The 23,731-nt window shown below is 36.3% G+C and carries 18 protein-coding genes; 13 read left to right on the forward strand and 5 right to left on the reverse strand.

Features of this window, described 5'->3' with window-relative positions:
• Positions 1–66: 66 nt before the first annotated feature.
• From CPS_RS09225 to CPS_RS09235, 3 genes are all read right to left on the reverse strand, one after another.
• Positions 67–1,713, reverse strand: a complete 1,647-nt coding sequence (locus CPS_RS09225; RefSeq protein WP_011042901.1) for a dihydroxy-acid dehydratase — start codon at positions 1,711–1,713, stop codon at positions 67–69.
• 280 nt (positions 1,714–1,993) lie between these two features.
• Positions 1,994–3,388 carry a GntP family permease gene (locus tag CPS_RS09230; protein WP_011042902.1) on the reverse strand — a complete coding sequence of 465 codons (1,395 nt, stop codon included), beginning with the start codon at positions 3,386–3,388 and terminating at the stop codon, positions 1,994–1,996.
• Positions 3,389–3,432: 44 nt separating this feature from the next.
• Positions 3,433–4,368, reverse strand: coding sequence for a 2-hydroxyacid dehydrogenase (locus CPS_RS09235; RefSeq protein ID WP_011042903.1), 936 nt, complete (start codon positions 4,366–4,368; stop codon positions 3,433–3,435).
• 189 nt (positions 4,369–4,557) lie between these two features.
• Here CPS_RS09235 and CPS_RS09240 point away from each other — a divergent pair, with 189 nt between their 5' ends.
• A complete protein-coding gene (locus CPS_RS09240; RefSeq protein ID WP_011042904.1) occupies positions 4,558–5,703 on the forward strand; it encodes an alpha-hydroxy acid oxidase in 1,146 nt (381 codons plus the stop codon).
• 99 nt (positions 5,704–5,802) lie between these two features.
• Positions 5,803–6,612 (forward strand): helix-turn-helix transcriptional regulator, encoded by an 810-nt coding sequence (locus tag CPS_RS09245; RefSeq protein ID WP_011042905.1) that lies wholly within the window; start codon positions 5,803–5,805, stop codon positions 6,610–6,612.
• Between the two features lie 24 nt (positions 6,613–6,636).
• Here the strand turns inward: CPS_RS09245 and CPS_RS09250 are convergent, their stop codons facing one another.
• Positions 6,637–7,353 (reverse strand): Crp/Fnr family transcriptional regulator, encoded by a 717-nt coding sequence (locus tag CPS_RS09250; RefSeq protein WP_011042906.1) that lies wholly within the window; start codon positions 7,351–7,353, stop codon positions 6,637–6,639.
• A gap of 196 nt (positions 7,354–7,549) precedes the next feature.
• On the reverse strand, positions 7,550–8,815 hold the full coding sequence (locus tag CPS_RS09255; protein WP_011042907.1) for a serine hydrolase domain-containing protein: 1,266 nt from the start codon (positions 8,813–8,815) through the stop codon (positions 7,550–7,552).
• Positions 8,816–9,387: 572 nt separating this feature from the next.
• Between CPS_RS09255 and CPS_RS09260 the strand changes: the two genes are divergently transcribed.
• The 11 genes from CPS_RS09260 (at position 9,388) to CPS_RS09310 (ending at position 23,711) form a co-directional block, all read left to right on the forward strand.
• Complete coding sequence (locus CPS_RS09260) at positions 9,388–11,682, forward strand: TonB-dependent receptor (RefSeq protein ID WP_011042909.1); 2,295 nt, start codon at positions 9,388–9,390, stop codon at positions 11,680–11,682.
• Positions 11,683–12,439: 757 nt separating this feature from the next.
• Positions 12,440–13,000 carry a DUF6942 family protein gene (locus tag CPS_RS09265; protein ID WP_011042910.1) on the forward strand — a complete coding sequence of 187 codons (561 nt, stop codon included), beginning with the start codon at positions 12,440–12,442 and terminating at the stop codon, positions 12,998–13,000.
• A gap of 591 nt (positions 13,001–13,591) precedes the next feature.
• Positions 13,592–14,560 (forward strand): Wzz/FepE/Etk N-terminal domain-containing protein, encoded by a 969-nt coding sequence (locus tag CPS_RS09270; RefSeq protein WP_011042911.1) that lies wholly within the window; start codon positions 13,592–13,594, stop codon positions 14,558–14,560.
• A gap of 278 nt (positions 14,561–14,838) precedes the next feature.
• Positions 14,839–15,888 carry a UDP-N-acetylglucosamine--undecaprenyl-phosphate N-acetylglucosaminephosphotransferase gene (gene wecA / locus CPS_RS09275; RefSeq protein ID WP_011042912.1) on the forward strand — a complete coding sequence of 350 codons (1,050 nt, stop codon included), beginning with the start codon at positions 14,839–14,841 and terminating at the stop codon, positions 15,886–15,888.
• A 205-nt stretch (positions 15,889–16,093) separates the two neighbouring features.
• A complete protein-coding gene (gene pseB / locus CPS_RS09280; protein WP_011042913.1) occupies positions 16,094–17,107 on the forward strand; it encodes a UDP-N-acetylglucosamine 4,6-dehydratase (inverting) in 1,014 nt (337 codons plus the stop codon).
• Between the two features lie 23 nt (positions 17,108–17,130).
• Complete coding sequence (gene pseC, locus CPS_RS09285) at positions 17,131–18,300, forward strand: UDP-4-amino-4,6-dideoxy-N-acetyl-beta-L-altrosamine transaminase (RefSeq protein WP_011042914.1); 1,170 nt, start codon at positions 17,131–17,133, stop codon at positions 18,298–18,300.
• The gene (gene pseF / locus CPS_RS09290; protein ID WP_011042915.1) at positions 18,297–18,992 is read left to right on the forward strand and encodes a pseudaminic acid cytidylyltransferase; all 696 of its coding nucleotides are present in this window, start codon (positions 18,297–18,299) and stop codon (positions 18,990–18,992) included. The genes pseC and pseF overlap by 4 nt, the downstream gene beginning before the upstream one ends.
• The gene (gene pseG, locus CPS_RS09295) at positions 18,985–20,088 is read left to right on the forward strand and encodes a UDP-2,4-diacetamido-2,4,6-trideoxy-beta-L-altropyranose hydrolase (RefSeq protein WP_011042916.1); all 1,104 of its coding nucleotides are present in this window, start codon (positions 18,985–18,987) and stop codon (positions 20,086–20,088) included. The genes pseF and pseG overlap by 8 nt, the downstream gene beginning before the upstream one ends.
• Before the next feature lies 1 nt (position 20,089).
• Positions 20,090–20,749, forward strand: coding sequence for a formyltransferase family protein (locus CPS_RS09300; protein ID WP_011042917.1), 660 nt, complete (start codon positions 20,090–20,092; stop codon positions 20,747–20,749).
• Positions 20,739–21,797, forward strand: a complete 1,059-nt coding sequence (gene pseI, locus CPS_RS09305; RefSeq protein ID WP_011042918.1) for a pseudaminic acid synthase — start codon at positions 20,739–20,741, stop codon at positions 21,795–21,797. The genes CPS_RS09300 and pseI overlap by 11 nt, the downstream gene beginning before the upstream one ends.
• Before the next feature lie 390 nt (positions 21,798–22,187).
• Entirely contained in the window at positions 22,188–23,711 is a 1,524-nt protein-coding gene (locus CPS_RS09310; RefSeq protein WP_011042920.1) for a hypothetical protein, read from the forward strand.
• The last annotated feature ends 20 nt before the right edge of the window (positions 23,712–23,731 follow it).

Consider the following 23,731-nt stretch of genomic DNA (forward strand, 5'->3'; position numbering starts at 1 on the left):
CCTTTAAAATTATTGTTTAATGATAATATTATTATTAGCGTACAGCGTTAATTTGCTACTTGTGTCTTAATCTAGGATTGCGCCTTCGGAAGCTGTTTTAACGTGTTTGCGGTATCTCTCCATAAAACCAAAAGCGACAGGTTTAATGGTAGGAGCCCAGTTTTGTTTACGTTTTTCAATTTCTTCATCTGAAACATCACAGTGAATAGAACGATTTTTTATATCAACTGTAATTATGTCACCGTCTTCAATAAAAGCGATAAATCCACCGTTAGACGCTTCAGGAGTTATGTGACCTACACAAGGCCCAGACGTTGCACCTGAGAATCGGCCGTCGGTAATTAATGACGCGCTACTTAGTCCGGCCACTTTAAGTGCTAAAGTCGCTCCTAACATTTCTGGCATGCCCGGTGCACCTTTTGGTCCCATGTAACGTAATACGATGACTTGACCTTCTTTCAACTTACCGTCTTGGATCATGTTAATGGCATCATCTTCACTGTCAAAACATATTGCTGGACCAGAGGTGTACATTAATTCAGGTTTAACACCTGCCTGTTTAATGACACAACCTTCAGGTGCTAAATTTCCGCGTAACACGGTAATGCCTGGCTCTTGACGATTAGGTTTCGAGCGCTCAGGAATAACTTTTGGGTTAAGTATGGTCGCATTATCAATGGTTGCTTGAAGCGGTAGACCGGTAACCGTGAGACAGCTTGTATCTAAATCGCTTTGCATCACTTTCATTACTGCTGGCATTCCGCCTGCAGCCCATAAGTCTTGTACGCCGTAAGGGCCATTTGGACTAATCGCTAAAAGTGTTGGTATATGATCAACGGTTTCAAACGCTTTTATGTCCATCTCTATACCCGCGGAATGCGCAATTGCGGGTAAATGAAGTGCTGCATTAGTTGAACCGCCAATGGCCATATTCATGACTAAAGCGTTATTAAATGCCTCTTTTGTCATGATCTGTCTTGCCGTGATACCTTCCTTAAACAAATGAACAATATGTTCACCGGTTGCACGTGCTGCCGCTAATTTATCTGAATGCCATGCAGGGATATTAGCGCTGCCCGGTAAACATATACCTAAAGCTTCGGCTAAACATTGGAAAGTATTGGCGGTTCCCATAAACTCACAAGCACCACAACTCGCACAATTAAAGGTTTCTTTAAACTCTAATGGGCTATTAAAATAGTTACCATGATCTATGTTGCCATTGAATGTAGGGGTATTTCGAATATTCATTTGCCCAGGGCCACCGGCTAAAAATAATGACGGCAAATCTAAACGACCCATAGCCATCATCATGCCAGGGTTGATTTTGTCACAACCCGCGATAAAAACTACGGCATCAAAAGCCTGAGAGCGGACATGGGTTTCTACAATATCAGCAATTAGATCGCGTTGCGCTAAAACGTAGCGCATACCATCATGCGCCATGGCGATACCATCACAAGGTGCAGGTACATTAAATTCAGCAAACTCACCCCCAGCGGCAATAATTCCTTGTTTTACCTTTGCACCTAGTCCTGCTAAGTGGGCATGACCGGTAGTTAATTCACTGTGTGAGTTAGCGATAGCGATAAGAGGGCGCTTTTTAATGCGTTCCATATCTTGCCCAGCGCCTTTAATAAGGCCTGCACGCATTTCGTTAAGGATATTACTTGAACTTTTATAAATAACGTCACTATTCTTTTTGCTAGTCATGAGGGTCCTATTAAAATTATTATTTGGATTAAGTTTAATTTAATATCTTTTTATGTTGAAGAACGTAACTTACGTAACAATTAGTAAGAATCTTGTAACAACTCGCATTATATAAGGGGAGTGATAAGCTAAGCAGGGAGGATATGCTGATAAGAGAAAGCAGCACATCCAATAATGGTCATTGTGGCAACAAAAAATACCGTAAGGGTAAGTACAAAATATCTTTATAAGCGTAATTATGTGCCATACCCGTAATGGTTAAAATAACAAGGCTGTGCGGCTAAAAATAGATAGCCGCACAGCCAATAATGACCAATGTTGCAGCCACAGGGATCATCACCGTAAGGACAAAAATATCTTTATAAGCTTGCTTATGTGTCATACCGGTAATGGTTAACATCGCAACTACAGCACCACAATGTGGTAGCGAATCCACTCCTCCGCTAGCAATCGTGGCTATGCGATGCAATATGTCGACAGGGATACCCATCTCTAAATAGGCAGGCGCCATGGTTTGTAAGAATATTTGTAACCCACCTGTAGATGAGCCAACAACGGCAGAGCTTAAACTTACTGAAACAAACATAGACATCAACGGAGGAAGATCAATTGTCAGTAAATACTGGACAAAATCACCAAAGCCTTGTGTTTGAGTAACAACGCCACCAAAACCAATAACCGCTGCGGTATTTATTAAGGGTAAAATTGAATCTTGAGTACCATCGCCTAGTACTTTTAAAGCTTGAGTTCGTACTGATTTGAAAATAATTAAACCAACAAGACTACCAATAAACAGTGAAATACTTGGCCATAAAATAAGTTGCGTGGTTGCAAATTTAATCAGTTGATTAAAGGTGTCATGACCTAGAGTAAGTTCTGTACCGTATATAGCGATTAATATACGCGGAGCAAGGATGCTAACGATGACAAAAAATAAAGGTATGAGAGCTAATGTCCAATGGGGTAAGTCTTCGGAATTTATCTCTTTAGCTTTATTGGCTGGTGAGTTATTACGCGATTGGTTATCAATGAATACTTCATTATTAGCCTGCGCAATTTTACGCTGTTTTTCCAAATACCACATACCAGCGCCGAACATAATAATAGTGGCAATGATACCAAGCAATGGTGCGGCAAATAAATCAGTGCCTAAAGCCGAAGAGGCGATAACATTTTGTATTGACGGAGTACCGGGTAAAGCCGTTAGGGTAAAAGTACCACTACCTAATGCGATAGCGCCAACAAGTAACCTTTTAGGAATATTTGCTTGTTCTATTAATTTTAAACCTAATGGGTAAATAGCAAAAATAACTACAAATACCACTACACCACTATAGGTGAGTAAGGCGCAAGCTAAAGTAACAATCCAAAGGGTACGTTGTGCGCCTAGTTTTTCAGCTAAGGCGAAAGCAATGCTCGCGGCAGCTTTGCTTTCTCCCATGACTCGACCAAACATGGCCCCACAAGCAAATAAAAGAAAAAATTTGCCTGCAAAACTAAAAGCGCCGAGTTTACCAAAAGTAAAGTATTGATTTAAGCTATCAGCTAAAGCAATCGGGTTGGTGACAATAACTACTAGTGAAGCAAGTAATGCTGAAAAAACAATATTTCCACCACGTAAAGCAAGAACAATGAGTAAAAATAATGCACCAAACAAACCTAAATTTTCTATCATGAATTAACCTTTTTATTCTAATTATATTTATGATGTCTTATAGCTTAATTGACTGAGGTTAAAAGTATCCTACCTTCCATTTGAGCTAAAATATTTCCAATAGCACAGGCTGCCATAGCTCCACGACACTGGCTTGTGGCACTACCAATATGGGGAGTCAGTGTTACATTAGGTAATGTTAATAATTGGTCATGTATTTCTGGTTCGTGTTCAAAAACATCTAATCCCGCGGCAAATAAATGACCCTTTTTCATGGCACCCACAAGTGCTGATTCATCAATTAAAGGTCCACGCCCGGTGTTAACCAAAATGGCGTCTGGTCTCATTGTTGCTATAGTATCTGCATTAATGAGGTGATGCGTATTTTCGTTAAGCGGGCAATTGATAGAAATAATATCAGACGCTGCTAACATGTCTGTTAAGTTCTCAAAGTAGACGGCTTCTAGCGAGACTTCAGCATCTATTTTACGACGTGGTCCGTGATAGAATATTTCCATATTGAAAGCCTTGGCACGACGGGCTACCGCTTGACCGATTTCACCAAAACCAATGATACCAAGTTTAGCACCGTGCACTGTCTTACCTAAGCAACCAATAGGGTTGGTGGCTGACCATTGCCCATTACGAAGAAATTTTTCATTGGCAGTTAACTGACGGCTCGCGGCTAAAATTAATGAAAAAGCTAAATCGGCAGTATCTTCGGTAACAACAGGGGTATTTGTAACGGCAATACCCTTTGCGGTAGCGGCAGCTAAATCAATATTGTCATAACCAACGCCAATGTTAGCGATAAGTTTGATTGATTCAGGAAGTTGGGTGATAAAGTTATGATCTAAAGCATCGAGTGACGTTGAACAAATTACTTGCGCCTGTGCAAAAACGCTGAAATCGCCTTCAAAAAGTCGAGTTTCAATACTTTCTCCATTTGCCTTTAATTCAGGAAAAGGTAGTGGCCGGGTCATTACTAAAATTGGTTTCATTATAAAGCCTCTTTAATTTATTTTTTAAACACTTGATTAGGTTAAGTACATATATTGAATAAGTGCGTTAGATATTCTGGTTAATATTAAAGGATGACAACGACAATACTACACCCCTATATGGGGGGGTTGTCTGATTATGGTGCTAAGATATTATTGGTTCCATAATTCTACTGTGCGAATGACCAAATGATTACTAAATGTTTTAATATTGAAAACTTACACCAATTAGCTAAAAAAAGACTTCCTAAAGCTATTTTTGACTATATGGCTGGAGGGTCTGATGATGAGAAAGCGCTCGCAAATAATACCTCAGCTTTTGACCGATATCAGTTAATACCTAATGTGCTCAGAGATGTTAGAGATATAAATATCAAAAGTAAGGTCTTTGGTTGTGAAATTGAGATGCCTTTTTATATTTCACCGATAGGGCAGTCTCGATTTTTTCACCCTGATTCTGATATTGCTGGCGTTAAGGCAGCGGCTAAAATGAAAACGCTATTTACCTTGTCAACTTTTTCAGGGAAGCCGTTAGAAGAGGTTGCGCAGGCTACAACGTCAGATAAAGCATTTCAAGTTTATGTATTAACAGATAAAGAACAAAATAAGCGTTTACTCGATCGCTGTAAAAAAGCAGGTTATAAAGCTTTGGTATTAACAGTAGATACCATAGTGGCAGGAAATAGAGAGCGAGATTTAGTGAATGGTTTAACTATTCCTCCTAAACTCAGTTTGTCGAGCGCAGTAGATTTTGCTTGTAAACCACGCTGGGTTTTCAATTATGTAACAGATAAAGGGCGTGATTTAGCCAATTTAGAAAGTGTCCCTCCGATGAAAGATACTGCCCAATTTCTTCAGTACATGAAAGGGCTCCTTGAGCCAAACCTAACATGGCAACATGCCAAAGATATGATTGAATACTGGGGGGGGAAGTTCGCTATTAAAGGTATTATTTCAGTTGATGATGCAAAACGAGCCGTTGAAATTGGCGCAACCAGTATTATTATATCAAACCATGGTGGCAGACAACTAGACTCTGCGCCAGCACCTATTGATATCATTCAAGAAATAAGAGCCGCCGTTGGTGATGACATTGAAATTATTGTTGATGGTGGTATTCGTCGAGGTTCCGATATTATCAAAGCGATAGCGTTAGGCGCAAATGTATGTTCTATTGGACGTGCTTATGTTTACGGCTTAGCTGCAGGTGGACAAGCAGGTGTTGAGCATGCCATCACCTTGTTAAAATCTGAGGTTGAACGGGACATGGCCTTACTCGGTTGTACTGAATTATCTCAGTTAAATCCAAGCATGATCCGGGATCGACTTAGCTAAAAAATGTATTGTTTCTCCAGTAGAACTAACGGATATATAGTGTTTGAAATGGGGGGCATGAATGACTACAACTGAAAAATATAACCTAGAGTAATGATGATGGATAGTGTGTTATTTAATGATTTTAGCGCTATTCAAAATGAGGGCGATCTACTCTTATTAATGGACAATGTTGTGGAGTCATTGGGACTTGATGGTTTTTTATTTGCTTATGCCATTAATGGTTGGTTACCTTCAGGAGAGCCTGGAGAAATACAACGTTGGCTATCGAAAGGCATAGATAAAAAATCACTTAAAGCATGGTTAGCGCCTTTTGACAGGGCAAGCCGCAAAGACAGCGATGTTAATCGGCGGTTTGACCCCATTCGCCGATTTATGGTACAGCAAACTATACCGCACCAGTTTTTATTAACGGATATTATAAAAGAAAACAAAAACGAATATACCTTGGTAGAAAAAAGGTGGATAAATTCATTAATTAAAAATAATGTTGTAAATCTTATTTCTATTCCTGTGCAATTACCTCCTTCTGAATATTGGAGCCTTTCTTTTTTCTCGAAGAATACTCGGTATCAACTTGAATCAAGCGATAAGGCTCGGTTAATGCTTTTTGCTCATCAATTGGTTTATCACTGTATTGATAATTTACAGTGGCGAGAAGATGGCATGAAATATTCTATTGTAAAACTAACGGCAAGAGAAAAAGATTGCTTATACTGGTCGGCACAAGGTAAAACTGCGAATGAGATTGCGGATATTTTAGGATTAAAAACTGAAACAATCAGAAAATATATTAAAAATGTTATGAAGCGTTTAAATGCACGTAGTAAAACTCAAGCAGTAGTCAAAGCGATAGAGTTTGGTTTGCTTGATATAGGTATATCCCACCCAAAAACCGATAATAGATAACGGAAACATTTAAGAGTTGATGATTCATTTTGAATATGAAGAAACAAGCGGCTCGTGAGTTAAAATGTTTTCGAACTGATTAATCATTTCTTTTATATTAGGAATTATTAGTTGAGTGTATTTGAAACTGATCATTCCCTCCTCTTCCATCTTCTTTAGCTCTCGGCTAATACTTTGCCTAGTTGCACCTATCATAAGCCCTAATGATTCTTGAGATACATTTTTAATTATAATATGACCATCAGGGTTCGACTCACCATTACTAAGCGCTAATTTGATTAAAAGTTTTGCAAGCCTTTGATATAAAGGTAATAAGTATGCATCCTCCATCATTTCAAATGCCATTTGTAGGCGGTTGCACAAGAATTTATTTAACGACATCAAAATTTGAGGGTGTTTCAAACAAATGGTATCAAAATCACTACTGTTGATAACATTTACCGTGACATCTTTAATCGCTATTGCATAATTAATTCTTTTTTGACCTGTAATTAGCCCCATTTCACCAAAACAGTCATTTGCATGTAAACTTGAAATAATCAATTCATTGCCTTCTAAAGAGTAATTACAAACTTTAATCTCTCCCGACACTACTTGAAAACATTTATTCGAATCATCACCCGCAGAATAGATAAATTCGTTAGTTTTATATGATTTCAATGTTAAAGTTTGCTGAATCTCCTCAAGGGCTATTGGAGGTAGGTTTTTACGCCAATTATGTAAATCAGGAATAACAAGCATTGATTGATACCTTTGGAATATATTAAGAAAATGTCATTTGTAGAATTATAAGGTTATTTTGGGCAAAATATCATATTAGTGTGTAATCCGAACTATTTCTATGGGGTAAGAAATAGTTCGGACTATTTATAATGTCTTTTTTCATTGGCTTTAGCTACATTCACAAATGAAACAGCTTACAGCCTATTGATATATATTAATAAGATAAAGCGATTTTACGGGCAAAAGATTCCATTGAAATTTCGGCAAACCCGGTAGCAAACCAAGCGACTACCACATCTTTTTCAGGTGAAACATAGATACCTTGTCCATTCATGCCACCTTTATAGAAATCGCCATCGGAAAATACAGCATCCCATTGATAACTATTAAATAAAGGTTTTTCTCCAAACCTTTTAGTTAGCATGTTAGCTACACTAGGATCTTTTATATAATTTTCTGCTTTGCCACCTTGTTGTATCTTGATTATAGCGCTTTTAGATACCACCTGCTCAGAAGCCGTTTTACTCCAGCTTGGCGTATACAGTAAGCCAAATCGAGCCATGTCGACCAATCTTGAGCTAATGAGCCCATGAATGATTGCATTCCCTTGAGGGGATAGCGCTATTGTTGCATCTCCTGTCATCCCAGCAAGGCTCCAAATACGTTCAGAGATTAAATCAACTATTTTTCTGCCTGTAACCGCCTCAATTAACAACCCTAACATTTGTGTGTTAGCAGATGAATATTCGAATGCCTGACCGGGCTCTTTTAACGCTTTTATAGAAAATAATGCTTGGTTGTGTGTTTGTTTAATACCTTTACTATTAGGAGCACCCAATTCAGCCGCAAAAAATTGCATGATACTTGAGTTGGGGTTTTTACGATTTTTATAGCTTTCTGCTAAATCTAAACCAGTTTGCATGTTTAGAATGTCAATAATCTTAATATTTTCCCAAGCGGTTCCTACTGTTTTTTTCATATAAGTTGAAAGCGGCTTACTAACGTCTATTTTTCCTTCCTCTTCTAGTTGAGCAATCAGTAAACTAGCGACAGGTTTAGCATTAGACATCCATACATGGTTATCGTTTTTTCGCATGCCAGAGTATTGCTCAAAAACTACTTTTCCCTTGTGTAAAACCATGACACCTTGTACGGGTGATGCTTTATCATTAATCATACTTTCTAACGTTAAGCTTTTACCCTCTTTGTTTGGTAGGGTGATTTGGCCAACTTTTTTATCTGTTTTTTGCTCTAGTAAGCTAACTTTACCCTCTCTATAAATAATTGCTTGCGGTAAAAATTCACCCAGATGAAGGTAAGAATAGGCTCCTGTTTCCGTAGGAACTAGGAATTTTGGTAAACTCCATTCGTTGTGTAGGGCATAGGCCTTTTCTGCTGAATAGCCATGCTTAAGTTCAGTGACAAATTCTGTTGCATGAAGTGGAGCAGAAAGTGAAATATAAACTGTTATAACGGACATCAAAGCACACTTAATTATTGAATTTTTATGTTTAGTATTTTGCAAAGCAGGCCTACCTTTATTTTATTAAGTTAATTTTGATTGTCCCATAAAAGCTCAAATAAGATTGTTAATTGAATAACAATTGAATATCAGTGACATTCACAAACTTAACTTATCCCACAAAATACATGTAATAAAACGATAAGTTTAATTTTTATCCCACCCTATACTCCAGGTCTTAAAGTGATTTTTTAACTTTAGTTAAAGGTAATGTTTTGTGTTTTCGTTCACCTTTAATAAATATTACCTTTATTAAGTGTAATAAAGTGCGAGTGATTGTTACCTAGTTAACAATCATAATTATATTGCCGTGCTAAGTTAATTTTAGTTCACTATTTTCAATTTTTATTTCTGTCAACACAATGTTAGTCATTGTTGGCTCATATGAAATGGGAATATGAATATATAGCCATGATGCTCCTAGTCATTCCGGTTATTGTTACAGACAAATTACCATTGCAACTTATTCAATTTAGAAAACAATATTATAAAAAATCATTAATGATTTAATTAAAAAAATGGGGAATACTATGAAAAACAATACAATAAAGCTTTCATTGCTTAGCGCTGCGGTATTAGTGGCGTTGCAATCTCAAAGTGCCTTCGCACAAGAAGAAGTTGTAGAACAAGAAGAAGTTGTAGAGCAAGTAAAAAAGAAGCAAAAAGTAGAAACAATCACGATAACATCGCAAAAAAGAATCGAGCGGTTAATTGATGTGCCTATTTCTGTTACCAATGTTGGTCATGAAGAGCTAAAACAACGTGGTGTTAAAAAACTTCAAGACGTTAGTGAAATAGCGCCTAATATCAGCATGACCGGCGGAAAAAACTTTAACGCAAAAATCACAATTCGTGGTGTTGGTGCTAATAGTAGAAACATCGGTTTCGACAGCCGTGTTGGTGTTTATATTGATGGCGTTTATTTAGGTCAATCACCAGCAGTTAACCAAGGCTTGGTTGATTTAGAACGCGTTGAAGTATTACGTGGTCCTCAGGGAACATTATTTGGTAAAAATACCATTGCTGGCGCCATTAACTTGATTTCTCAAGAGCCTACCGATGAATTTGAAGGCTCTGTCAATATTAATGCAGGCAGCAATAATCTACGTGAATATAACCTGAAATTGAATCTGCCGCTTAGTGATACAACCGCAGCCAAAGTATTCTTAAATAAGTCAGAAGAAGACGGCTATATGAAGAATACTTACCTTAATACTAAGCCAGGCGGACAAGACAGCTTAGCTGGTCGCGTTAACCTTATTTCTGAATTATCAGATAACTTACGGTTAAGTTTCAGTGGCGATTACTCAAAACAAGACCTTACAGCTTTTTCAGACATGGGCATGACACCTATCTTTGGTGGTACAGGTCACCCTTTTGATGGCATGCTTGAAGCTATTTATGGCGATGTGTTAGGTGGTACGGCAGATAGTAAGTATGAAAATTATCAAGATAGAGATGTTTTTGAAGACATCACCATTTGGGGGAGCTCGTTAACCTTAGATTATGATATGGATAATGACTTTGCATTTAAATCAATCACCGCCTACCGTGATACGAATATAGATACAGCGATAGACTCTGATCATTCATATGTAGATTGGTTGCATACGCCTTATACCGATGCTTATCAACAAACGAGCCAAGAATTTCAGTTGATTTCACCAGACGGTAGAGACTTTAAATATATTTTGGGTGCGTATTTATTTAGTTTAGACAGTACTACTGTTCGTGCTGCGATTGGCGGTCCGGAAATCGCTTGGGCTGGTATTGACCCAAGTTCTCCTGTCGTTTCTATTGATGGTAAAGTCGACACAAGTAGTTACGCACTTTTTTCTAACGGCAGTTATGATCTAAGCGAAGACTTAGTATTAGGTTTTGGTGTGCGTTACTCATCAGAAACGAAAGCAGTTGACTGGTCAATTGATGGTGATAATTCTGGCGGTTTTAAAATGGGAACAGCCCATTTAGTTGATGAACGTACTGATACTCATTTATCTCCGTCATTGAATATTAATTATTCATTGTCAGAAAATAGCCAAACTTATGCACGTGTATCGACGGGCTTTAAAAGTGGTGGTTATAACTTAGATTTCGTGTCAAATGAAGTCATAGAAGACGGTATTGATTTTGATAAAGAAACGGTAACGAGCTATGAGCTGGGTTATAAAGCGGAATTAATGGATTACAGTTTACGATTAAATGCGTCATTATTTTATGCAGCCTATGAAGATTACCAAGTAAACCAATATATTGAATTAGTTGGCGGTACTACTGCATTAAGTATTACCAATGCAGCAGAAGTACTTACACAAGGTTTTGAGCTTGAAGTTGACTACCAAATGACTGACAATTTCAACATTAGCGGTTCATTAGGTTTGCTTGATGCGACATTTGACAGCTTTATTGGTGGTGGCGCAAATGGATCAGATGCATCAGGTAATCAATTGCCGAATGCACCAAAAGTTGCAGCATCGCTTAGCCTTCAATATTATCAAGAAGTTGCAGCATTATCGTCAAGCATTATGTACCGTGTTGATTACAACTACACGGGCGAGCAATATTTCTTAGTGAACAATGATGACGGTTATACTGTTCCAAGTACAGGCGAAACTGTTGACTTTGATAAAGCTGAAAGTTTTAGTATGGTTAATGCGCGCATTAGTTTACTGACCGACAGTGGTGATTGGGAAGTATCACTTTGGGGCAGAAACCTAACGGATAGCGATCACTTAACAAATAGTTTTAAAGAATTCTTTGGTGGTATCATTGGCGCCTACGCAAAACCTAGAACTTATGGTATTGAGGCCAAGTTTAATTTCTAAACCGAGCAAACTTTCCACTGAATAAACTTTTAGTAGTGATAGTTTTCAAAACTATCACTACTTCTTACCTAAAAACTTAACGTTATTACTTAATTATTTAGTGACGCTGACTTACGTGTCGGCTCACGTTTAATCTAAATATCCATAATTACTATAGGAAAACACCTACTTTTTATTGATTGAAGCGCTATTTAATTTTTCTATCTCACTCTGGGGGCGTTAGCGTCTTAGGGTTTTTATTCTATTTTAGATGAAAGTTTACAATTTGAAAAAAGTCAATCTCGTACAGGTGATATGACACTTTCAGAATATTATGAAGTGTATTGAGCTGTCATCCATTATTAAACTCAACAATATTGTTCCAATATAACCTTCCGCTTTGATATCGTGCATCAAAAAGTGCATCAAATAATTACGGGTCTTTTTTTTATTGAATAAAAACAGCTGGATATGTGTTTTTGCAATTAATCGTGCCAAAGGATCGTGGGTTGTGTATTTATGTCCATAATGTTCAGATTACTTATATATTTGTATGATTAGTCTAGCTTTCTATTGGATAATTATAGCCTATATTGTTCTGTGAAATAAGTACATGCATTGGTCAACTGTTAGAAGTTGATTAAGATGATGAGTGAATACCCCTCTAATCTAACAAAACTTAGTCGCCATAGAGACTTTTAAATAAAAAGACGAGAACATAGGTCAAAACAGATCAGTCAATAGAACATAACCAAAATTGATAAAAAATGGGAAAATAATGAATAATATAGGTTTTGGTGACAAAGACTTCAGCTTTGCTGTTTATATAGCAAATAAACCTAACATGCTTGAATATCAAAGTTTGTGTGAAGTTACCTCACTTGTTGAAGGTGAGATTAACGTGATTAACCAAGCGTGTGGTAATGGCTGGCGAAAAGTTTTTAATGTATATGCTAAGTTACTTTACGCTTTAGATAAAAAACATTTCGACTATTCAGAAAACACACCTACTTGGCAAAATTATCGAGATAAATATTTATTACAATCACAAAGTAAAACAGCCTTGTTATTCTCACCGCCGCAATTAATGTCGAATATAGAAATGCCAAATAAAAAAATAGTGCATATTGTTTGTGGTAAAGGCCACGCTAAAGCATTAATCAATAGCAGTAACCTCGTTGCTAATTTAATTTGGCTAGATGATGAATTTGCTATCGATAAAGAAAACAGACTTATCGTCTGTCCATATTTTGATTATCGCCAACTGAGTAATATCAAAATTGAACGCTTGGCCGGATTATTAAGTGACTTAGGTGGGATCAGAGAAGGCATTGAGTAGAAAATACAGATTGATTAAAAGTAAATATGGTCATTATGAGTAGTGAATCAGCGAATATTCTTTCCTGGCAAATAGAATAGAGGTCAAAGATTTAGTTATTTGATGAACTTTATAACCTTGTCAATCCAATAATCACCTAATCCTGAATTAAGATAAAGATTATGGAAGAGTTTCTCGCCAGATCGGATTTTTTTTCTGAACTATTTTTTATGTACATCACGGGTAAAAAATTAAACAGTCGTCATTCCCGAAGTTTTTGATCAGGAATCCATTCTTTATTCACATAATTTAAATATTTTTACCTTCTCAGTGAAGTGAAGCGAGGGTATTCTCAGGGGTAGTTATATTATTCTCATTTTTTAATTATTTTAGGCTTGTTTTACGAACTAAATCTACCAAGCCTTCATCTCAGCCTAAGAAGCCAAAATAAAAGGTAACTGAGCTACTTCCCCCCTTTAATTCTGTTACGATTATTCGTATAATGCGGAAAATTTTTTGTTGTTCGTTGAGTCTATACGGTCAACATATGCCAATCGGATATGGTGAAAAGTGTCAAAATCAGTAGAAAATACTCAAGCGATACCAAGTGATGTGAATGCACAATTGTTACAACAGCAATTACTTCAACAACAATTACTTCTACAAAACACTCAAAACCAAGATGATGAAATTGACTTAGCCGAACTTTGGCGCGCAATTTGGGCAGGTAAATTTACCATTATCATTATAAGCATGACATTTGCCATAGCTTCTGTTTTCTTTGCTCTATCTAAACCCAACATCTATAAAGCGTCTGCAATATTAGCCCCTGCATCAAGTAAAGGTGGTGCAGGTGGCCTTGGCGCACTTGCTGGACAATTTGGCGGTTTAGCTAGCATGGCTGGTATTAACCTTGGCGGTGGCGGTGGTGATAAAACTGCACTTGCACTGGAGATTATTAAATCTCGCTCGTTTATCGAAAACTTCATTACCAAGCATAATTTATTAGTACCGTTGATGGCATCAAAAAACTGGGATATGGAAAGTGATACCTTAATCTTAAATGAAGAGTTATATGATAAAGCTAATAACAAGTGGATACGAGCAGTAAAAGTTCCGAAGAAGCCAGAGCCCTCTCCATGGGAAGCATATAAGAAGTTGTCTGAATTATTAACAGTTTCTCAAGACAAAGTTACATCAATGGTAAATATTGATATTGAATTTTATTCACCAAAAATAGCACAGCAATGGCTAACGTGGTTAATTCAAGATATTAATGAATTTATGCGTGAACAAGATCAAATTGAAGCGAAAGCATCGATAGATTATTTAACTAAACAGTTAGCTAATATTAAAGTTTCCACCATGGAAACGGTATTTTACCAGTTAATTGAAGAGCAAACTAAAAACATGATGCTGACGATGGTTAAAAAAGAATATATACTGAAAACCATAGATCCCGCTCAAGTACCTGATCTCAAAGATAAGCCAAAACGTGCATTAATAGCTGTTTTAGGTACTATGCTTGGTGGTATATTATCAGTATTGATTGTATTAATTCGCTACTTCGCAAAGAAGTAGTTGTGAAGGCACTGAAAATACAAAGTACAAATAGTCAGTACAGAGGAAACTTCTCCGTACTGACTAAAAACATCCAATAGTTATTTCTCGAAGTTCTACCAACGATTAAATAGATAACAATATTTTACTGCAATAAGGCATAAATTCAAGTATAATCTTGGCGTTAAAATTATTACATTTATAATGAACATGTTTACATTTTCATTTCTTGTATCTAATTCTAATATTACCTTTAGGCTCTTCGAGAGCAAATTTAGCGAAAATCATCGGAATTTAATATGTACATCATTGCTACAGCCGTTACTGCATTTTTCTTTGCATTCTTAGCCATTAAATTTTTCAATCCGGTAGCAATAGAAATTGGCTTAGTTGATAAACCTTGTGAGCGTAAACAGCACGCCGGACACATTCCCCTTATTGGCGGTATTTCAATCTTCTTAGCAGTACTTGCTGCCAGCCTTTTATGGTTACCTAATACCCTAGAACTTCGTATGTACCTTATTGCTTCAGCAATGATGGTGTTTATTGGCGCTCTCGATGACAAGTTTGATCTGCGCGTACGAGTACGTATTGTTGGACAAATTATAATTGCCAGTTTAATGATATACGGTGTTGGTGGCTATATTTCAAACTTAGGCAACTTATTCGGCTTTGGTGATGTTACGTTAGGCCCAGTAGGAATTGTATTTACTTATGTAGGTATTATCGTAGTTATAAATGCTTACAACATGATTGACGGTATTGATGGCCTGATTGGCAGTTTAAGTATTAATACTTTCACTTCAATTGCTATTTTATTTATCATGAGTGGTCAGACAAATTACCTAAGCTACCCTTTAATACTAGCGACTGCCACTGTACCTTATTTAATGTATAACTTAGGTTTTTTTGAAAAGTTCTTTAATAAAGAATGCAAAAAAATATTTATGGGTGACGCGGGCAGCATGTTTGTCGGCCTGAGTGTTATTTGGTTATTAACCATGGCTACTCAAGGTGAACAAGCTTCATTTCGCCCAGTAACCGCATTATGGATTTGTGCTATTCCCCTTATGGACATGCTAGCAATTGTTGTTCGCAGATATAAAAACGGTAAATCACCGTTTAAACCAGACAGAGATCACTTACATCATATAGTACAGCGTGCTGGACTAAGCTCTAAGCAAGCTTTAGTTGCTATATCATCAGCTGCCGCTGCTATGTCGGTAATAGGTTTAGCTGGCGAATATTTTTCTATACCGGATGTTATTATGCTGACAGGTTTTATTGTTACCTTTGCTTGTTATGTAATGGTTATAAGAAGAATAACTAAATTTGAAAAAGTGCAATAGATAAACCTATTGGCAGAAAGATATCGAGGCACTGGCGAAGGCTGGCGTCTCTTTGGTTACAAAGGGTTGAGATAGTTTTTAGGCGAACTAAAGTGTGTCTCAATCACGACAAAATTTGTCTCAGGTGATGAAATTATCTGAGTGTATCTGTTGAAAATATTCAACAAAACTTAATTTAAATTACTCGAAAAAGATTGGATGTTTTATGTTAAATAACAAAGTAGTATTAATTACCGGTGGCACAGGCTCTTTTGGTAAAAAATTTATTGAGACCATTTTAGACCGGTATCCTGATGTTAAAAAAATAATTATTTTTTCTCGAGATGAATTAAAGCAATCAATAATAAAGCAAAAATACCCTGAATATGACTTTCCCCAGCTTCGCTTTTTCATTGGTGATGTACGTGACAGATCTCGGATCACGCAAGCTTGTGAGGGTGTAGACGTCATTATTCATGCTGCCGCTATTAAGCAAGTTGATACGGCTGAATATAACCCAACTGAATGTATCCGTACAAATGTTGATGGTGCTGAAAACGTGATTCATGCGGCATTAGCGTGTGGAGTTAAAGATGTTGTTGCGTTATCAACCGATAAAGCATGTGCGCCTATTAATTTGTATGGCGCAACTAAGTTAGTATCAGATAAGTTATTTGCCGCTGCTAATAATATACGCGGCTCTAAAGATATAAAATTTAGTGCAGTTCGATACGGTAACGTTATGGGCTCACGTGGTTCAGTTATTCCTTTCTTTATAGACAAGAAAAAAGAAGGGATTTTACCTATCACTCATATGGAAATGACACGCTTTAATATCTCATTGCAAGATGGTGTAAATATGGTGATGTACGCAATTGAACATCATTTGGGTGGTGAGATTTTCATTCCTAAAATACCTTCTTATAAAATAACAGATATCGCAACGGCAATAGCCCCTGATTGTGAAACTCGCGATGTTGGGATCCGTCCAGGTGAAAAACTTCATGAAGAAATGATCACTGATACAGATTCTTTGAATACCATCGATCTTGGTAAGTATTATGCCATTTTACCTTCTGTTTCATTTACACATTCGGTCGATGATTTTATTACGCATCATAAAGCAGTGAAAGTACCGTTTGGTTTTAAGTATAATTCTGGTACTAATACAGAATGGGAAACGGTCGAATCATTACGCAATTTAATTATTGAGCATGTTGATCCAAACTTTACTGTATAAGTTACTAGAGCGTTGATAAGAGTATGATCCCTTACGGAAAGCAAGAAATTACACAGCAAGACATTGACGCTGTTGTTGATGTGTTAAAATCTGATTTTTTAACACAAGGCCCACAAGTGCCTTTATTTGAAGAATCAATAAAGAAAGCCGTGAATGCTGAATATGCTTTAGCGGTGAATTCTGCGACTTCAGCATTACATATTGCCTGTTTAGCGTTAGGCGTTGGTTTAGGGGATGTTGTTTGGACTACTCCTATTACCTTTGTTGCCTCGGCAAATTGTGCCTTATATTGTGGTGCGAATATCGATTTTGTTGATATCAATAGTGATACATATAACTTGTGCACCGATAAGCTTGAGCAGAAACTTATTCATGCTAAAGCTAATGATTTACTATTACCTAAAGTTGTAATTCCCGTTCACTTATGTGGGCAACCTTGTGAAATGGATAAAATTCATAAACTTGGTAAAGAATATGGTTTTTCGATCATCGAAGATGCATCACATGCTATTGGTGGCAAATATAAAAGTAATCCAATCGGTAATTGTGAATATAGCGACATTACCATTTTTAGTTTTCATCCGGTTAAAATAGTCACTACCGCTGAAGGTGGTGTTGCCACTACCAATAACCCAGCTTTAGCACAGAAAATGGAGTTATTAAGAAGCCATGGTATCACCCGTGATGCTTCGTTAATGACAGAGCAAAGTCATGGCGGTTGGTACTACGAACAGATAGCACTAGGTTTTAACTACCGCATGACAGAAATGCAAGCAGCATTAGGTGTAAGCCAAATGTCACGTTTGCACGACTTTGTTGCAACGCGTAACACGCTTGCCGCTAATTATGATCAACTACTTAAAGATCTTCCTTTAATTACACCTAAACAAAGTGATGACTCATATTCAGGTCGTCATTTATATGTTATTCGATTGAAATTAAATGAAATAGCTTTATCACATAAAGAAGTTTTTGAACAATTACGTCTAAGAGGTATTGGGGTTAATTTGCATTATATACCCGTTCATACACAGCCGTATTATAAAGAGCTTGGTTTTGTCGAAGGTCAATTTATAGAGTCTGAAAATTATTATACTGACGCAATAAGTATTCCTTTGTTTCATACCATGACTCAAGAGCAACAAGATAAAGTTGTAGCAGTTTTGACCGTAGTACTTAATAAATTATTATGAAAATTGCAATAATACCTGCACGTGGTGGAAGTAAGCGTATACCACGAAAAAACATCAAAAATTTTCACGGTAAGCCATTAATTGCTTATTCAATTGAAGCGGCATTAAAATCAGAATGTTTTGATCGTGTCATTGTTTCAACTGACGATAGTGAGATTGCTGAAGTTGCCAAAAAATATGGTGCTGAGGTTCCATTTTTGCGTCCAGAAAGTGTATCAGATGATTTTGCTACTACGATGGATGTTATTAAGCACTCAATTAATGAGCTTTCTTTGACTGATGATTGTCAGCTTTGTTGTTTATATGCGACAGCGCCTTTCGTGCAAGTTCACGATCTGATTCAGGCTTCTAATATACTCTCTTCAATTAATATCGATTACGTTTTCAGTGCAACTGAATTTTCATTTCCCATTCAAAGAGCAATCAAAATAGATGAGAATGGTTTATGTAATATGTTTAAACGTGAACATGAAAATACTCGCTCTCAAGACTTGGAAAAAGCGTATCACGACGCAGGTCAATTCTATTTTGGGCATGTTTGTGCATTCAAACAAAATAAACCATTCTTTCACAGCTCAAAATCAATGCCTTTTCTACTACCAACATACCGTGTACAAGATATTGATACATTAGAAGACTGGAAGAGAGCAGAGTTGCTATTTGAAGTACTCATGCAGGAAAGTGATGACTGATTGGTTTGTTATTAGGGCTGATGCTAGTAAAGAAATAGGCATTGGACACGTAATGCGCTGTTTAGCTTTAGCTGAATGGCTATATTTTAATAATGTTAGCTCATTGTTGCTAACTAAATTCCCTAATGAACTGATTGAACTGAAAATAAATCAGTTGAAAGGTAAGGTGATTTATTTACCTGAATCATCATCGCCACCTGATAATAGCTATTTACATTCAAAATGGCTTGATGGTTCGGAAGATGATGACGCTAAATTATGCCGAGCTGCTATTGAACAAGAAATACAAAAAATAGGTAAATCACCTTTATTCATACTTGTTGACCATTATGCTCTTGCTGCGCCATGGGAAAAACAATTATCACAATATGCTAAAACTTTAGTGGTAGATGATTTAAGTGATCGTCCGCATGCATGCACTTGGTTAGTTGATCAAACTTTTGGTAAAACAGAAGTGGATTATCTATCACTGGTACCCGACGAGGCTCAATTATTGATCGGGCCACAATATGCTTTAATACGTAAAGAATTTACTGAAGCCCCAGCGTCATTTCAAAGAAGTTTGCCAAAAGCTGATATTAAGGTATTGCTGTCGCTAGGTGGTGTTGATAAGAATAACGTTACATCGAGACTACTCTCATTTCTTGAAAATAGCAGGAACATATACAAGAAAAAAATAGTGATAACGGTCGTTACAAGTAACTCGAACCCTAATTTAGAATATTTGAAAGTAACAATTTCACATATGCACAACACTTCTTTACTTGTCGATGTAAATAATATGGCAGAGCTAATGGCCAATCATGATGTATGTATCGGTGCAGCAGGCTCTACTTCCTGGGAACGTTGTGTCATGTCGTTACCTACTTTATCGATCGTACTTGCAGAAAATCAAAAGACAATTTCAAAAAATTTAGCAGAAGTTGGAGCTATATTAGATTTAGGATTAGTGGCGGATATAACTAGGGCACGTTTTTTTGAACTGTTTAATTCATTAATTAATAACGTAGAATTGTATAACTCGATTAGCAAAAAATCCAAAACTTTATGTGATGGTCTAGGCTGTCAAAGAATTATAGAAGAAGTGATAAATTAAAGTGCTTAAAGTCTCTATTATAGTAAGTAATAAAAATCATCCTGTTTATTCAGTTATGAAGGGATGGTGTGATAACCAATCTGACATTGATATTGAAATAGTAAATAGTACTAAAGAGTTACGAAACTCAGGAGAGTTTTTGTTTCTCGTGTCCTGTACCGATATTATTAATCAAGAAATTCGTAGTCGATTTGATCACTGCTTAGTATTACATGCTAGTGACTTGCCGAAAGGCAGAGGATGGAGTCCTCATATTTGGGAAATAGTTTACTGCAATAACGTATTGACGCTAAGCTTACTCGAAGCTGAAGATAAGGTAGATTCTGGTCGTATTTGGTTGAAGACACAAATACACTTAGATGGAACCGAGCTGTTTGATGAAATAAACCAAAAGCTATTTACTGCCGAAATTCAATTAATACAACAGGCAGTTTATGGACACGACTCAATTACTCCTTATGAGCAAGACACGAAAGTAGAGTCTTATTACTTTCCTAAACGTCTACCAGAAGATAGCAGGATAAACCCTAATGACTCGATAGCTAGTCAATTTAATTTGCTCAGAGTATGTGATAGTGAACGCTTTCCAGCATTTTTTGAATTAAATGGACAGCGTTATGCAATTAAATTAGAAAAGGTAAAACCAAGCAATGAAAAATAATAATAAATATATTGAAATAGCTGGCCAAAAGATAGGACCAGATTTTCCTCCTTATATTATTGCAGAATTATCGGCTAACCATAACGGCGATATTAATAGGGCATTTGAAATACTTGAAATGGCTAAAAAATGTGGTGCTGATGCTATTAAGCTGCAAACGTACACACAAGATACGTTAACCATAGATTGTGATAAACCTGACTTCAAAATTGAAGGTGGTTTATGGAACGGTCGAACGCTTTATGATTTATATACCGAGGCACATATGCCGTGGGAATGGCATAAACCGTTATTTGCCAAAGCTAAAGAATTGGGTATAACTATTTTTAGCTCACCCTTTGATACTACAGCCGTTGATTTGCTAGAAGAGCTTGGTGCCCCTGCATATAAAATAGCTTCGTTTGAAGCGATAGATTTACCTTTAATCGAGTATGTTGCTAAAACAGGTAAACCGATGATTATTTCAACCGGTATGGCCAATAAAGAAGAAATTCAAGAAGCAGTTACTACTGCAAAAAATGCAGGTTGTACGGAATTGGTAGTTCTGCATTGTGTTAGTGGCTATCCTGCTCCCGCGCAGGATTACAACTTGGCTACTATCCCTGATATGGCTGGACGTTTTGATGTATTGACCGGATTGTCTGACCATACTATCGATAATACAACAGCAATAACGTCTGTTGTTTTAGGTGCATGTTTAATCGAAAAACATGTCACACTTGATAGAAATGGTGGTGGTCCTGATGACAGCTTTTCTCTCGAAAAACCTGAGTTAACGCAACTTTGTAAAGACAGTAGAACCGCATGGCAAGCTTTAGGTAAAATTAATTATGAGCGAAAGGAAAGTGAAAAAGGTAACTTGGTTTTCAGGCGCTCTTTGTATGTTGTAAAGGATATTAAGGCGGGTGAGGAATTTACTCACGATAATGTTAAAAGTATTCGCCCCGGGTATGGATTACCACCTAAACACCTTTCTTCAGTAATTGGGAAGTTAGCAGTTAAACATTTAACGAAAGGCACTCCACTAAGCAATATATTTATAACCTAATGCCTAAGAAAATCAAAATAGTGAATAAACCGGTACCGGAAAGCCTGATCAACTCATAGCATAAATGCTAAATATAGGGAATAAATATGTTCTAGCACTATTGCTAGTTAAATATTTTTCTGTCATTGATATTGGCCTATATGATCAACCATTAGCCGAAGTATTCAAAGTAGAACTTATAATGGATAAATAATGGAAATCGTTATTTTTAAATACTGTATTAATCCCTAACAAACAATACATTTTCTAATGGATAGGCTCTCTGTTCATTTGTTTAAGGGATAATAAGAAAGAGAAAGAGTTAGAGTAAAAATTAAATATAGATGTTTAATTTTCCACCAATCATAAAAAGTCTCAGTTTTATCATTGAGTTAGTTAAGGTTTTTCATTATGAATGCATTGTATTGCTGTTGTATCACTGATGTTTGGATCGACGTATCTAAAAATCTCCAAATAGATTGTGATATAAACCCATCATATTTTATAGCATGGGAAGAAGATATTAAGAAGTTAAATTCAGTTAATATTACTCCTGACACTTTTATACAAACTGTTGAAGATGCCTGGAAAGGGATCGGTTTTCCTCGTAATGTACAACCTTATTCACTCGATGAAGAAACGATAAAAAAGTATTCATTTGAAATCAATAATGGTATTAGAATGATTGATCGCCTTGATCCTCTTGGATCTCATTTCCCTTTTACCGACCGAAACTATTGGTTTATTTCCTTAATTGAAACTTGGGTTGGAATTATCGACCATTATAATTTGGATTTAATAATATCTCCATCAGTGCCACATAGGGTATTTGATTATGCTCTATATATAGCTTCTCACATCAGTAATTGTAAGTTTTTAATGTTTCAAATGACCCCTTTTGGAGATAAAAGTTTTATTATTGATGATGTAAAATCTACTTCCAATTATATGAAGCAATTTATTAACTCTCAAATTGAGGATAAAGTTAAATGTGATGATACTTTGCCTAAAAGTATGAAAACTAAAATAGAATTGGTTAGAGGGAGTTATGATGACGCTATACCTGACTATATGGTTAAGCAGAATGAAAGAATAAAATCATTGAACTCAATACCTCATAAATTTTACAGTACCTTTCGAAAAACACTTTTGATCTATAAAAGTTTCACAGTAGCCAATACATATAGAGTGAAAAGGTATATGTCACCAGAAGATAGTACCTATAATCAAATTCAATTAAAGCTTGAAAAAATTCGGGGGGGGAAATATAAAAAACAACTAAAAAAAGCTTATTTACAGAGGGTTAAACCATATAATGATAAATCCCCTTATATTTTAGTAGCATTGCACTACCAACCAGAGGAAACAAGTTGCCCAACGGGGGGGGCGTATGCAGAGCAGAGACAGATAATTAAGAATTTAGCTGAAATTTTTCCAGAAAATGTAAATATTTTAGTTAAAGAGCATACGACTCAATTTCATCCTGATTTTGAAGGCGAAGCAGGACGAAGTCTAAGTTTTTATAAAGATATAGAAAAAATATCTAATAGAGTTTTTTTTGTTTCACCAAGTCTTGATACATTTGAGCTGATAGATTTTGCATCTGCAACTATAACTATAAGTGGAACAATAGGTTGGGAAAGTGTTTTAAGGGGAACTCCTACTCTTATTTTTGGTCGTGCTTGGTATGAAGATATGCCAGGTATATTTAAAATAAAGTCTAAGAAAAACTTATTAGATGCTGTTACCAAGATTCTGGGAGGTTACGAGGTAAATGATGATAAGGTCTATAAATACCATTGTCTACTGGACAATTTATTAATTTCTTCTATTCATTATAAGGCTTTTGAAGGTAAAAATATATCATCTAAAGCTGAGTCAGTTGTTAATTTGACTCGTGGTATTTCACGTTTCTTAAAAAAACTTGTTCCTTAATTTCAATCAGATAGTTGGCC

Origin of the sequence: Colwellia psychrerythraea 34H (genome assembly GCF_000012325.1) — a bacterium.
In the GTDB taxonomy this organism is placed as follows: Bacteria; Pseudomonadota; Gammaproteobacteria; order Enterobacterales; family Alteromonadaceae; genus Colwellia; species Colwellia psychrerythraea_A.